Annotated in this window: 14 protein-coding genes; 9 read left to right on the forward strand and 5 right to left on the reverse strand. The window is 72.5% G+C overall.

The features are described from left to right. The first annotated feature begins 87 nt into the window (after window positions 1-87). From QUY26_RS34460 to QUY26_RS34490, 7 genes are all read left to right on the forward strand, one after another. Window positions 88-864 (forward strand): HipA family kinase, encoded by a 777-nt coding sequence (locus tag QUY26_RS34460; protein ID WP_289953639.1) that lies wholly within the window; start codon window positions 88-90, stop codon window positions 862-864. A gap of 50 nt (window positions 865-914) precedes the next feature. Next, window positions 915-1,349, forward strand: a complete 435-nt coding sequence (locus QUY26_RS34465; protein ID WP_289953641.1) for a DUF3037 domain-containing protein — start codon at window positions 915-917, stop codon at window positions 1,347-1,349. Between the two features lie 203 nt (window positions 1,350-1,552). After that, the gene (fabG, locus tag QUY26_RS34470) at window positions 1,553-2,314 is read left to right on the forward strand and encodes a 3-oxoacyl-ACP reductase FabG (RefSeq protein ID WP_289953643.1); all 762 of its coding nucleotides are present in this window, start codon (window positions 1,553-1,555) and stop codon (window positions 2,312-2,314) included. Window positions 2,315-2,360: 46 nt separating this feature from the next. Continuing rightward, window positions 2,361-3,116, forward strand: coding sequence for an SDR family oxidoreductase (locus QUY26_RS34475; RefSeq protein ID WP_289953645.1), 756 nt, complete (start codon window positions 2,361-2,363; stop codon window positions 3,114-3,116). Between the two features lie 171 nt (window positions 3,117-3,287). Beyond that, entirely contained in the window at window positions 3,288-4,874 is a 1,587-nt protein-coding gene (locus QUY26_RS34480) for an ABC transporter substrate-binding protein (RefSeq protein WP_289953647.1), read from the forward strand. A 135-nt stretch (window positions 4,875-5,009) separates the two neighbouring features. Next, window positions 5,010-5,693, forward strand: a complete 684-nt coding sequence (gene ung, locus QUY26_RS34485) for a uracil-DNA glycosylase (RefSeq protein WP_289953648.1) — start codon at window positions 5,010-5,012, stop codon at window positions 5,691-5,693. Window positions 5,694-5,928: 235 nt separating this feature from the next. After that, on the forward strand, window positions 5,929-6,423 hold the full coding sequence (locus QUY26_RS34490; protein WP_289956280.1) for a hypothetical protein: 495 nt from the start codon (window positions 5,929-5,931) through the stop codon (window positions 6,421-6,423). A gap of 24 nt (window positions 6,424-6,447) precedes the next feature. On the opposite strand, the gene QUY26_RS34495 is transcribed toward QUY26_RS34490, so the two are convergent. Beyond that, on the reverse strand, window positions 6,448-6,963 hold the full coding sequence (locus QUY26_RS34495; RefSeq protein WP_289953649.1) for a hypothetical protein: 516 nt from the start codon (window positions 6,961-6,963) through the stop codon (window positions 6,448-6,450). 146 nt (window positions 6,964-7,109) lie between these two features. Continuing rightward, complete coding sequence (locus tag QUY26_RS34500; protein ID WP_289953651.1) at window positions 7,110-7,724, reverse strand: TetR/AcrR family transcriptional regulator; 615 nt, start codon at window positions 7,722-7,724, stop codon at window positions 7,110-7,112. A gap of 137 nt (window positions 7,725-7,861) precedes the next feature. On the opposite strand from QUY26_RS34500, the gene QUY26_RS34505 reads away from it, so the two are divergent. Beyond that, window positions 7,862-9,100, forward strand: coding sequence for an FAD-dependent monooxygenase (locus QUY26_RS34505; RefSeq protein ID WP_289953652.1), 1,239 nt, complete (start codon window positions 7,862-7,864; stop codon window positions 9,098-9,100). A gap of 10 nt (window positions 9,101-9,110) precedes the next feature. Further along, window positions 9,111-10,016, forward strand: a complete 906-nt coding sequence (locus QUY26_RS34510) for a Gfo/Idh/MocA family protein (RefSeq protein ID WP_289953654.1) — start codon at window positions 9,111-9,113, stop codon at window positions 10,014-10,016. Here the strand turns inward: QUY26_RS34510 and lnt are convergent. The 3 genes from lnt to QUY26_RS34525 all read right to left on the reverse strand — a co-directional run bounded on the left by lnt (window position 9,940) and on the right by QUY26_RS34525 (window position 12,610). Then, complete coding sequence (gene lnt, locus QUY26_RS34515; RefSeq protein WP_289953656.1) at window positions 9,940-11,601, reverse strand: apolipoprotein N-acyltransferase; 1,662 nt, start codon at window positions 11,599-11,601, stop codon at window positions 9,940-9,942. The genes QUY26_RS34510 and lnt overlap by 77 nt on opposite strands. Before the next feature lie 104 nt (window positions 11,602-11,705). Continuing rightward, window positions 11,706-12,188, reverse strand: coding sequence for a nuclear transport factor 2 family protein (locus tag QUY26_RS34520; RefSeq protein ID WP_289953658.1), 483 nt, complete (start codon window positions 12,186-12,188; stop codon window positions 11,706-11,708). Window positions 12,189-12,430: 242 nt separating this feature from the next. Further along, complete coding sequence (locus QUY26_RS34525) at window positions 12,431-12,610, reverse strand: hypothetical protein (protein WP_078619226.1); 180 nt, start codon at window positions 12,608-12,610, stop codon at window positions 12,431-12,433. Window positions 12,611-12,720 lie beyond the last annotated feature (110 nt).

Consider the following 12,720-nt stretch of genomic DNA (forward strand, 5'->3'; position numbering starts at 1 on the left):
AGGCACCACCGGGGCGGCCCGGCGGGGGGTTGACGAGGCCTCCGGGGGAGCGGCCGGGGTGTCGGACCTCGGCAGTAACCTGGGGCGATGCTCACCGAAGTCACCGCCGTCCGGTACGTCACGCCGCTGCGTGAGGGCGGATCGCTGCCCGGGCTCGTCGAGACCGACGACGGCCGCGGGGCGTACGAGACGTACGTCATGAAGTTCACGGGCGCGGGCCAGGGCCGCAAGACGCTCGTCGCCGAGGTGATCTGCGGGCGGCTCGCCCACCGCCTCGGGCTGCGCGTGCCGGGGCTCGTGGGAATCCACCTCGACCCGGTGCTCGGCCTCGGCGAACCGGATCAGGAGGTGCAGCAGCTGCTGAGGTCGAGCGGCGGTCTGAACCTGGGCATGGGCTACCTGCCGGGCGCCCTCGGCTTCGACCCGCTGGCCTTCGAGGTGGACCCCTTGGAGGCCGGGCGCGTCATCTGGTTCGACGCGCTGATCAACAACGTGGACCGCTCCTGGCGCAACCCCAACCTCCTGGTGTGGCACGGCGACGTCTGGCTCATCGACCACGGCGCGAGCATGATCTGGCACCACAACTGGCCGACCGCCCGCGCCGCGGCCACCAAGTCCTACGACGCCACGGACCACGTCCTCGCCCGGTACGCCCCCGACCTCGCCGCGGCCGCCGCCGAGCTGGCCCCCCGGGTCACCGCGGACCTGCTCGCCGAGGTGACCGCCGAGGTGCCCGACGCGTGGTTGGCCGACGAGGCGGGCTTCGACACTCCCGACGAGGTGCGGCGCGCGTACGCGCAGACGCTGCTCCCGCGCGCGGAGAGCATCCACGAACGCATCACCCTGGAAGGCGCCGCGACGTGACCGAAGCGTGGGGACCGATGGGATCGAACGAGCCGACAGCGTGGGGACCGATGGGATCGAACGGGCCGACCGGACCGACCGAGGCAGCCGTGCCCGACGGCGCTCCCGCGCGGGACGTCTTCGAGTACGCCCTGCTGCGCGTCGTGCCGCGCGTGGAGCGCGGTGAGCAGTTCAACGCGGGCGTCGTGCTCTACTGCCGCGCCAAGTCCTACGTGGCCGCCCGCACGCATCTGGACGAGGCGAAGCTGCGCGCCCTGGACCCGGGCGCGGACGCGGCGGGCGTGCGCGCGGCACTGTCGGCCGTCGAGGGCGTCTGCGCGGGCGGCGCCGCGGCCGGGCAGGCGGCGGGCGACGACGCCGGACGGCGCTTCCGCTGGCTGATCGCGCCGCGCTCCACCGTCGTCCAGCCGGGTCCGGTGCACACGGGCCTCACGGCGGACCCCGAGGCCGAGGTGGAGCGCCTGGTCGCGCTGCTGGTGCGCTAGCGCCGACCGGAAGGTTCGGGGCCTTCGGGAGACGTAATGAGTCACAGTGGCCTGAGGGCCGTTGACACCGGGTGTCAGGGCTTCTAGCGTCTCGTCTGCTGAAGGTACTAAGCGGTCGCTCACCTGAGGGCGTGCCGTGGCACCGCACCTCCAGAAGATCCGCACGGCATGAGAGCCGCACCCCAAGGGCGAGGAGAGCCAGCATGTCCACCACTGAGCAGCGCGTCGCGATCGTGACCGGAGCGGCGCGAGGCATCGGCGCGGCGACCGCCGTCCGGCTGGCCGCCGAGGGCCGCGCCGTCGCCGTGATCGACCTCGACGAGGCCGCCTGCAAGGACACCGTCGAGCAGATCACCGCCGCCGGTGGCAAGGCGATCGCCGTGGGCTGCGACGTGGCCGACGAGGCCCAGGTCGAGGCCGCCGTCACCCGGATCGCGGCGGAGCTCGGGGCGCCCACGATCCTGGTCAACAACGCGGGCGTGCTGCGCGACAACCTGCTGTTCAAGATGAGCGCGAGCGACTGGGACACGGTCATGAACGTGCATCTGCGCGGCGCGTTCCTGATGTCCCGCGCCTGTCAGTCGCACATGGTGGACGCGGGCTTCGGCCGCATCGTCAACCTCTCCAGCTCCTCCGCGCTCGGCAACCGCGGCCAGGTGAACTACGCGGCCGCCAAGGCGGGCATGCAGGGCTTCACCAAGACGCTCGCCAAGGAGCTCGGCAAGTTCGGCGTCACCGCCAACTCCGTCGCGCCCGGCTTCATCGTCACCGAGATGACCAAGGCCACCGCCGAGCGCGTCGGCATGGGCTTCGAGGACTTCCAGGCCGCGGCCGCCTCCCAGATCCCGGTGCAGCGCGTCGGCAGGCCGGAGGACATCGCCAACGCCATCGCCTTCTTCACCGGCGACGCGGCGGGATTCGTGTCCGGGCAGGTCATGTACGTGGCCGGTGGCCCGCTCAACTAGCGGCCCGCCCGACAAGCACCGGATCAAGCGCAAAGGATCACGACAGATGGCAGTGCAGGACAGCGGCAAGGCGGCGCTCATCACCGGAGCGAGCCGCGGCATCGGCTACGGCATCGCGGAGGCGCTGGTCGCCCGCGGCGACCGCGTGTGCATCACCGGGCGCAACGAGGACGCGCTCAAGGAGGCCGTGGAGAAGCTCGGCGCCGACCGCGTCATCGGCGTCCCCGGCAAGGCCCACGACGAGGCCCACCAGGCGGTCGCCGTCGAGCGCGCCATGGAGGCGTTCGGGCGCGTCGACTTCCTCATCAACAACGCCGGTACGAACCCGGTGTTCGGGTCGATGGCCGACATGGACCTGAACGTGGCCCGCAAGGTCTTCGAGACCAACGTGATCTCCGCGCTCGGCTTCGCCCAGCTCACCTGGAAGGCCTGGCAGAGCGAGCACGGCGGCGCGATCGTCAACATCGCCTCCATCGCGGGCGTCGCGCCGTCGCCGTTCATCGGGGCGTACGGCATCAGCAAGGCCGCCATGGTCAACCTGACCCTGCAGCTGGCGCACGAGTTCGCGCCGAAGGTGCGGGTCAACGCCATCGCCCCGGCCGTGGTCAAGACCAAGTTCGCGCAGACGCTGTACGAGGGCCGCGAGGAGGAGGCCGCGGCGGCCTACCCGCTCGGCCGGCTCGGGGTGCCGTCCGACATCGGCGGCGCGGCGGCGTTCCTGACCTCCGAGCAGTCCGACTGGATCACCGGTCAGACGCTCCAGATCGACGGGGGCATGTTCCTCAACGCGGGCGTCGGCTGACAGAACCGGACATCGGCCGCCGGAGCGAAGGAACCCCCTGGGAAGCCGGTATTTCCGTGCGTACGTGACGTTCTCCCGCATGAAGTGCCCCGTCGGTGAGCCTGGTTGGCACCACGGGGCACTGCGGTATGGTCTGCCGATCCATGGCACGGCGGACCGAGGAGCGTGCACGTGTTCAGAAGAGTTCCCCCGCGTCGTCGGCGGCCGGTCACCCTGCTCGCGTCCCTGTCCCTCGTCGCCGGGTGCGGAGTGCTGTCCTCCGAGGGCTCGGACGACGGGGACACCATCACCGTCGGTACGACGAGCGCGCCGAGCACCCTCGATCCGGCCGCGGCCTACGACGGCTCCTGGGAGCTGTACCGGAACATCTTCCAGACGCTCCTGAGCTTCCCCTCCGGTGCCACCGAGCCCCAGCCCGACGCGGCGGAGCGCTGCCGCTTCACCGACAGCAGCAGCATGGTCTACACGTGTACGTTGCGCGCGGGCCTGAAGTTCTCCGACGGCCACGAGCTGGACGCGCGGGCCGTGAAGTTCTCCATCGACCGGATGCGCCGCATCGACGTCAAGGGCGGTCCGGCCGGACTTCTGGGCGCGCTGTCGACGGTGCAGACCAAGGGGGACCGGACCGTCGTCTTCCGGCTGCGCAAGCCCGACGCCACGTTCCCGTTCGTCCTCGCCACCCCGGCCATGTCGATCGTCGACCCGCGCGAGTACCCGGCCGACAAGATACGCGAGGGCGACGAGGTCAACGGCTCGGGTCCGTACACCCTCGACTCCTACCAGGCCGGTGACCGGGCCGTACTCACCAAGAACAGCCACTACGAGGGCGCGGCCGAGCGCAAGAACGACGCCGTGACCATCCGCTACTTCCGCGACTCCGACTCCATGGTCGAGGCACTGCGTGACAAGGATCTCGACGTCACCTTCCGCGGTCTCGCGGCGCGGGACATCGTGGCGCAGCAGGGCCCGGACAAGGAGAGCGACATCCGGCTCGTCGAGGGCGCGGGAACCGAGATCCGCTACCTGGTGTTCAACCCGAAGGACCCGTGGGCGCGCAAACCCGCCGTGCGCAAGGCGTTCGCCCAGGTACTCGACCGCGGCGCCATCGCCCACAAGGTCTACAAGGACACCGTGGAGCCGCTGTTCTCGATGGTCCCGCGCGGGGTCACCGGACACGGCACGAGCTTCTTCGACGACTACGGCGACCCGAGCACGGCCAAGGCGCGGCGGATCCTGACGGCGGCGGGCATCACCGAGCGCGTGCCGCTCACCCTCTGGTACACCACCGACCGCTACGGCTCGGCGACCGAGCCGGAGTTCGCCGAGATCAAACGGCAGCTGGAGGCCTCGGGCCTGTTCAAGATCACGATCAAGGGGAAGCCGTGGAAGGAGTTCGACGCGGCGTACAAGCGCGGCGAGTACCCCGTCTTCGGGCGCGGCTGGTTCCCGGACTTCCCGGACGCGGACAACTTCATCGCGCCCTTCGTGGGCGAACGCAACGTCCACAACATGCCCTACCCGTCGCGGGAACTCACCGAGGACCTGCTGCCGCGCTCGCGCCGCGAGGCCGACCGGAGCCACGTCGTGGACCAGTTCGAGCGCGCCCAGCGGATCCTCGTCGACGACGCGCGGCTCCTCCCGGTGTGGCAGGGCAAGCAGTACGTCATGGTGAGCGAGGAGATCTCGGGCGCCGAGCGGGCCCTGGACCCCTCGGCGATCATGATGATGTGGGAGCTGGGGCGGAAGACGAGCTGGTAGGCGGCGGCCTCCCGGCGGGCCCGGGCCGGGCAGGGGCCGAGCGGGCCGGGCGGCGAGGCTCGCGGGCGACGGATTGTCAGTGGCCGCCGGTAGGTTCTGTGGTGCAGAACCGAACGCACCCCGGAGGTTGTTGACGTGACCGACATCGCCATGCTGCCCGCGTCCTGGCGCGGAGTCCTCGGCGAGGAGCTGCAGAAGCCCTACTTCAAGGAGCTCATCGAGTTCGTCGAGGAGGAGCGGGCGAAGGGGCCGGTCTTCCCGCCGCGCGACGAGGTGTTCGCCGCGCTCGACGCGACGCCGTTCGACCAGGTCAAGGTTCTGGTCCTCGGCCAGGACCCGTATCACGGCGAGGGCCAGGGCCACGGCCTGTGCTTCTCGGTCCGCCCCGGAGTGAAGACCCCGCCCTCCCTGCGGAACATCTACAAGGAGATGAAGGAGGACATCGGCCTCCCCGTGCCGGACAACGGCTATCTGATGCCGTGGGCCGAGCAGGGCGTGCTGCTCCTGAACGCGGTCCTGACGGTCCGTTCCGGCGAGGCCAACTCCCACAAGGGCAAGGGCTGGGAGAAGTTCACCGACGCCGTGATCCGCGCCGTGGCCGAGCGGCCGGACCCGGCGGTCTTCGTCCTGTGGGGCAACTACGCCCAGAAGAAGCTGCCGCTCATCGACGCCGAGCGGCACGTCGTGGTCAAGGGCGCGCACCCCTCGCCGCTGTCCGCGAAGAAGTTCTTCGGCTCCCGCCCCTTCACGCAGATCAACGAGGCGGTGGCGGCCCAGGGGCACGAGTCCATCGACTGGCGCATCCCCGACCTGGGCTGAGCAGGCGGGAGCGCCCCGCCTCGCACCGCGCCTGACCGCGATTGTCAGTGGTGGCGGCTAGCGTCGGAACCGACTCGTACCGACACGTGGGGCCGGCGGCCGGACACCGGCCGAAGGCCCCACGGCTGACGGACGACCGATGGATCGACTGACGGCTGACGACGGACTGACGCCGGACCCGCCGCGGGGCCCCGCCCGGCCCGCGGCGGACCCGGCGGACGCGGAGGGCGACGTGGTGGCGGAGCGGCAGGAACAGACGACGGACGACGAAGACGCCATGATGACCCGGATCGGGCAGGCGGTCATGCTCCAGCACGCGGGCGACCGCGAGGAGGCGAGGACGCGCTTCCTCGTGCTCTGGTCGGAGATCGGCGAGGACGGCGACGCCCTGCACCGCTGCACCCTCGCGCACTACATGGCCGACACCCAGGACGACCCGGCGGACGAACTGGCCTGGGACCTCAGGGCGTTGTCGGCGGCCCACGAGCTGACGGACGAGCGTGTCGGCGCCCACCACCAGTCCCTCGCGGTGCGCGGCTTCTACCCCTCGCTGCACCTCAACCTGGCCGCGGACTATGTGAAGCTCGCCCGCCCCGAGGCCGCCCGCAGCCACCTCCGGCTGGCCCGCGGCGCGGTGGGCGCGCTCGGCGACGACGGCTATGGGGACGGCATCAGGGCGGCACTTGCCCGACTGGAGGCGCAGGTGGGGGAGGGGGCGGTCGAGGAGTAGCGGCTCGGCTGGATCCGGTCCCTGTCAACGACCGTACGCCGCCCGGCAGATGGCCGCCTCCTGGCTGTCCGGCTCCCACCCCCCGTGCGTGCGGCCGAGTGCGCACAGGTCGACCTCGGCGAGGGCGGGTGGCGGCGCGTCGGGCCGGGGTGCCTTCCCGGCGTCGGGGCCGGGGGCCTGCGGGCTGCCTGCCGGGCGGTGCGAGGCCGAGTGCCCGTGGCGCTTGTCGCGCTCGTGAGCGGCGGCGGCGTCGGTGGGCGAGGGCGGCGTCGTCGAGGGCCGGGGCGGGGAGGCCTTCGGCCGCAGGGGCGCGGTGGGGGACGGCGTGTCCGCCGGGCCGCCGCGCTCCAGCGCGTCACGCGCAGGGGCCTGCACCGCCGGCGGCCGACTCGACGGCGCCCGGGCGGGCGTCGCCGGACCCGCGGACACCGCGCCCCGGCCGGACGCCCGCTCCACCCCCGTGCACCCGGAGAGCGTCAGCACGGCCACGGCCACGGACGTGGACACAAGGAGCACCGAGGTGGTCGTCGATCGCTGCATCCACGCCACTCTGCTGCGCCCGGCGTGCTCCGGGGCGCCGAACGGGCGCGTATGCCCCGCACGGGTGACAGTGCCGTGCGGGCCCCGAAGGGCGCGCTGCCCTGACGCGGCCCCGTCCCCCGGCGACGCCCGCCCTCAAGCCAGTCCTACGCCCCGCCCCGTGCCTCCCCGTCGAGCATCCCCCGCAGCAACTCCCCGAACCCGTCCCGCAGTTCGTCCACCGTCGGCGCCGTCGCGTGGTACGAACCCGCGACGCACGAGAACATCATCCCGTCGCACCACGCCACCAGCGACAGTGTGTGCCGCTCCGGTTCCTTGGAGCCCGCGGCGACCATCAGTTCGCGCAGCGGCTCGCGGAACTGGGCGCCCGCCGAGTCGTAGTACGACCGCAGTTCGGGGCGCCGGGTCGCCTCCAGGGCCAGTTCGTAGCGGGACAGGAGCAGGCCGCGGTGGTCGTCGCCGGTGAGGAAGCGGTGCAGGGCCACGGCCAGGCCGGAGACCAGGGTGTCGCGGTCGCCCGCCGGATCCGGCAGCTCGCTCGGGGTGAGGATGTCGTTCTCGCGCTCGGCCTGCCGCCGGACCGCGGCCTCCAGGAGGGCGAGCCGGGTGCGGGCGTGATTCGACGTCGACCCGGGAGGGAGCCCGGCCGCCTCGTCGACGGCCCGGTGGGTGAGGCCGCGCATGCCGCGCTCGGCGAGCAACGAGAGGGCGGTGTCGGCGATGAGTTCGGTGCGGGCTGTCCCCGTGGCGCGTACAGGCATGTGGTCCAGCCTACCGCTTTCACTACAGATGTAGTACCGTCTGGATGTGGTTACTACACCTGTAGTTTCCGGTGCTTCCGCCTGTGCCCAGCATCCGCGCGACTCGGTGCCAAGTATGCGCGTGACAAGGAGAGATCATGCCCGGAACAGCGAAATCCCCCGAGCTCCACGCCGTCGTCATAGGCGGTGGGATCGGTGGTCTCACCGCGGCCATCGGCCTGGGTGAGGCCGGTTGGCGGGTCACGGTCCTGGAGCGCGCCGAGTCCCTGGAGCCCGTCGGCTCCGGCATCGGGCTCGCGCCCAACGCCCAGCGCGCCCTGGACGTGCTCGGCCTCGGCGACCGGGTGCGCGAACTGGCCGCGTGGCAGGGGCCCGGCGGGGTGCGCGCGCAGGACGGGCGCTGGATCGTGCGGACCAGCGCGGCCGCGACGGCGCGGCAGTTCGGCGGCACGCTGGTGCTGCTGCACCGCGCCACGCTGGTCGACCTGCTCGCCGCCGAACTGCCCGCGGACAGCCTGCGCACCGGCGTCGAGGCCCGCGTCGCCGACCGCGGCGGCCCCGGCCGCTGGGCCGTCGTCACGACCCCCGACGGCGACATCGAGGCCGACCTCGTCGTCGGCGCCGACGGCATCAACTCCACCGCCAGGACCGCCCTGTTCTCCGGGCACCCCGCGCCCGCGTACACCGGCTTCACCGCCTGGCGGCTCGTCGTGCCCGCGCCCGAACGCCCCTTCGCACCGCACGAGACCTGGGGGCGCGGCGGCGTCTGGGGCACCCAGCCGCTCAAGGACGGCCGGGTGTACGCGTACGCCACCGCACTCCTCCCCGAGGGCGGGCGCGCCCCCGACAACGAGAAGGCCGAGCTGGAGCGGCGCTTCGCGCACTGGCACGACCCGATCCCCGAGATCATCGCCGCCGCCCGCCCCGAGGACGTCCTGCGCAACGACGTGCGCCACCTGATCGATCCGCTGCCCGCCCACCACCGCGGCCGGACCGTCCTCATCGGCGACGCCGCGCACGCCATGGCGCCCACCCTCGGCCAGGGCGGCAACCAGGCCATCGAGGACGCCGTCGTGCTCGCCCATCACACGGCACCGGGCACCGACCTCTTCGCGGGCCTGGCCGCGTACAGCGCGGTACGCGTGCCGCGGACCACGGCGATCGTGCGCCAGGCCGCCCGCGCCGCCCGCCTCAACCACGTCACCAGCGGCCCTCTTCGGGCGGTGCGCGACACCCTGGTGCGCACGGCGTCCCGGCTCGGCCCGGACCTGCTCACGCGGAGCTTCGCCGCCATCGCCGACTGGCGGCCGCCGCAGCCCCCGTATGCTGCGGGAACAGGCTCGGGGGCGCAGGGGCGTGAACCGGCACGACGGTAGGGAGACAGTGGTGAAGGTCGGCTGCATCGGACTCGGCGACATCGCGCAGAAGGCGTACCTCCCGGTGCTCGCCGCGCAGCCCGGTGTCGAGCTGCACCTCCAGACCCGTACGCCCACCACCCTGGAGCGTGTCGCCGCCGTCCACCACGTACCGGGGGAGCGCAGCCACACGGACCTGGACTCCCTGCTCGCCCAGGGCCTGGACGCGGCCTTCGTGCACGCGCCCACCGCCGTCCACCCCGAGATCGTCGGCCGGCTCCTGGAGGCCGGTGTGGCGACGTACGTGGACAAGCCCATCGCGTACGAACTCGCCGACTCCGAGCGTCTCGTGGACCTGGCCGAGGAGCGCGGCGTGAGCCTCGCCGTCGGCTTCAACCGCCGCTACGCCCCCGGCTACGCCCAGTGCGTCGAGCACCCGCGCGAGCTCATCCTGATGCAGAAGAACCGCGTGGGCCTGCCGGAGGACCCGCGCACCCTGGTCCTCGACGACTTCATCCACGTCGTCGACACCCTGCGCTTCCTCGTGCCGGGCCAGATCGACGACGTGAGCGTGCGCGGCCGGGTCGAGAACGGTCTGCTCGAACACGTCGTGCTGCAGCTCGGAGGCGCCGGGTTCACCGCGATCGGCGTGATGAACCGGCTGAGCGGGTCCGCCGAGGAGATCCTCGAGGTCTCGGGTCAGGACACCAAGCGGCAGGTCCTGAACCTCGCCGACGTCGTCGACCACAAGGGCCAGCCCACCGTGCGGCGGCGCGGCGACTGGGTGCCGGTGGCGCGCCAGCGCGGCATCGAGCAGGTCGTGCTCGCGTTCCTCGACTCCGTGCGCGCGGGCAAGGTGCTCAGCGCGCGGGACGCGCTGGCGAGCCATGAGCTGTGCGAGCGTGTGGTGCGGGCCGTTCAGGAGCGGGCCGCCTGAACGCCCGCGCGCCCTCCGCCGCGCACAGCAGGGCGAGCACGACGAGGGCCGCGTGCACCGGCCAGTCGCCGAACCGCACGTACGGGGTGGTGCCGGTGGCCAGCGGCACGTCGTACTGCGCGGTGCTCGACGCCGACGTGCCGAGCGGCGCGCCGACGCGTTCGCCGCTCGGGCCGTAGACGGCCGAGACGCCGGTGAGGGTGGCGTGCACCATGGGGCGGCCGGTCTCGGCGGCCCGCACCGCCGCGAGGGAGGCGTGCTGCTCGGGCGCCCAGCTGTGCTGGAACGTCGACGTGGCGGACTGGGCGAGCAGCAGCTGCGCGCCCTCGCGGGTGAGGTGGCGGCTCATGTCGGGGAACGCGGACTCGAAGCACACCAGCGGTCCGACCCGCAGGGCTTGCCCTTGTCTTTGTCCTGGTCCTTGCCCTTGCCCTTGCCCGATGGTCATGACGACGGGCCGGTCACCGCGCCTGCGGTCCTCGCCCGCGGCCTTGCCGACGGAGGTCGCCCAGCCGAGCAGGGAACGGGCGGGCACGTACTCGCCGAAGGGGACCAGGCGCATCTTGTCGTAGCGATCACCCGTCGGTCCCTGGGGGCCGACGAGCACCGAGCTCTTGAAGATGCCCGGCTGGTCCGAGCGGCGCGCGTCGACGTTGACCAGGATGTCGGCGCCGACCTGCCGGGACAGCGCGGTGATCCGTCCGGCGAGATCGGGCCGCTCGGTCAGGTCGTGGCCCACGCTGCTCTCGCCCCACACCACGAGGTCCAGATCGCGGCCCGCGAGGGAGCGGGTCAGGGCCTCCTCGCGGGCGAACCGCTGGTCGGCGCTGTCGATGCCGTTCATGACGCCGGGCTGGACGACGGCGACGCGGACGTCGCCCGCGGGCTCGGGGCGCGGGGACCAGGTCCAGGCCGCCGTGGTGGCCGCGCCGACGGCGACGAGACCGGCGACGGCGGGGACACGGGCGCCGCGGTGCGCGACGAGCACGGCGACGCCGGTGTTCACGGCCACGACCAGGGCGCTGACCAGCCAGACCCCGCCGACCGACGCGAGGCGCAGGGCGGGCTCGACCTGCCACTGGCTGGAGCCGAGCAGCCCCCAGGGCCCGCCGAGCCCCTCCCAGGACCGCACCAGCTCCACCATCAGCCAGCCGGAGGGAAGGACGAGCAGCGCGGTGGCGGCGCGCCCGGAGGAGGGCGTGCCGCCGAGGAGATGCCGCACGAGCCAGCCCCACGGTGCCCAGAGCAGACCGAGCAGCGCGGCGATGACGAGTGTGAACACATGCAGGCTCGGCAGCAGCCAGTGGTGCACGGCGACCATGAAGCCGAGCCCGCCGAGCCATCCGTCCAGGGCCGCGCGCCGACCGGTCGGGGCCGAGCGGGCGAGCAGGAGCCACGGCACGAGCGCGACGTACGCGAACCACCACCAGGACGGCGCGGGGAACGCCAGGGCGGGCAGGGCGCCGCACAGGGCCGCGAGGATCCCGCGCCGCCACGGCGAGGCGAGGCCGACGCGCCGCCACGCCTTCGCGTCCGCCCATCGCGGCACCCAGCGGTGCCGCCGCTTGCTGCCGAGTGCGTCCATGCAGCGCGCCTTTCTGCCCTGATCCGTCCGACGCGGCCGGTGCCCCCCGCCGTCGTAGGTTCAGTGTGCGCGCCCCCGACGATCTAGGACAGGGGGCGCCTGCTTCAGGTAACCGGGTCGGAGCAGTTCTGTCTGCGCCACTTCTCCTGGACGACCACCTGACGCAGCCGCCAGCCGTTGTGGGTGCGGACGGCGGTGAAGGCGTAGCGCCCGCCGCACTCGAAGTCGGGGGCGGCACTGTCGGGGCTCTCCGCCTTGTCCGCGAACCGCATGGGGTTGGCGTAGTCGGCCTGTATCCGGGCGGTGTCGCCGACGTCCTGGTCGCGGACGTCGAATTGGATCCTGCGGTTGACGATGAGGTGCTGGCGTACCGCGAAGATCCGCAGGGACTCCGTGAGCCAGTCGGCGACCTCGGAGGCTGGTCCTTCGATGCCGCCCGCCGAGCGGTAGTCGGCGCGTCCGTCGGGTGCGAAGAGACGACGGTAGGCGTCCCAGTCGCCGTCGTCGACGGTGATGGCGTAGTCGGTGATGAGGGTGTCGATGGCCAACCGGTCAAGGACTGCGGCGAGTTCCACGCGCTGCGTCATCTGATCAGTCTTGGGCACCGGGGGTGCGGAGCCAAGAGGCCGGGCGCGAGTCGTTGTACCGCGCTGGGCCGGGATGGCTCGATGTGTCCGTCCGGGCCGGTGGGGAGAGTGCGCGCGAGCGGGTCGGGATCGCTCGCGCGCGGTGAGGAACTCATCGGTGGAGGACGGGCCTCCGGTGCGGTGACGCCGAAGGACGGCTCACGCGCGGAAGATGCGTGCGTACTGCCCCCGTTGCGTGCCGCTTACGCGGCCTGCACGATCTCTGCGCGTACCGCCTCGGCCCACTCGGTCACCAACTGCTCGTACTCCCGCCGCTGTTCGACGGAGAGGCGGCCGCCCGCACGCAGCCACAGGCCGCGTATCCGCTCGTTCAACTCGGCCGACGACCGCACGGAACCATGGGGTTGAGGGGTGAGGGGCATGACGTCAAGCCTAGGGGATAGCCCTGGCAATCGGAACTGTCAGCTACCGCACACCTGCGGCATGTGATCGCGCCGGGGCGCCGCAAGGCGCGCGCGTCCGGCGCGAGTTG

This window comes from Streptomyces flavofungini, assembly GCF_030388665.1.
Taxonomy (GTDB): domain Bacteria; phylum Actinomycetota; class Actinomycetes; order Streptomycetales; family Streptomycetaceae; genus Streptomyces; species Streptomyces flavofungini_A.

Bases quoted from the DNA above. Each gene is read 5' to 3' on its own strand.
- QUY26_RS34460 (WP_289953639.1), top strand. From the start codon at position 88: ATGCTCACCGAAGTCACCGCCGTCCGGTACGTCACGCCGCTGCGTGAG.
- QUY26_RS34465 (WP_289953641.1), top strand. From the start codon at position 915: ATGGGATCGAACGGGCCGACCGGACCGACCGAGGCAGCCGTGCCCGAC.
- fabG (WP_289953643.1), top strand. From the start codon at position 1,553: ATGTCCACCACTGAGCAGCGCGTCGCGATCGTGACCGGAGCGGCGCGA.
- QUY26_RS34475 (WP_289953645.1), top strand. From the start codon at position 2,361: ATGGCAGTGCAGGACAGCGGCAAGGCGGCGCTCATCACCGGAGCGAGC.
- QUY26_RS34495 (WP_289953649.1), bottom strand. From the start codon at position 6,963: ATGCAGCGATCGACGACCACCTCGGTGCTCCTTGTGTCCACGTCCGTG.
- QUY26_RS34500 (WP_289953651.1), bottom strand. From the start codon at position 7,724: ATGCCTGTACGCGCCACGGGGACAGCCCGCACCGAACTCATCGCCGAC.
- QUY26_RS34505 (WP_289953652.1), top strand. From the start codon at position 7,862: ATGCCCGGAACAGCGAAATCCCCCGAGCTCCACGCCGTCGTCATAGGC.
- lnt (WP_289953656.1), bottom strand. From the start codon at position 11,601: ATGGACGCACTCGGCAGCAAGCGGCGGCACCGCTGGGTGCCGCGATGG.
- QUY26_RS34520 (WP_289953658.1), bottom strand. From the start codon at position 12,188: ATGACGCAGCGCGTGGAACTCGCCGCAGTCCTTGACCGGTTGGCCATC.
- QUY26_RS34525 (WP_078619226.1), bottom strand. From the start codon at position 12,610: ATGCCCCTCACCCCTCAACCCCATGGTTCCGTGCGGTCGTCGGCCGAG.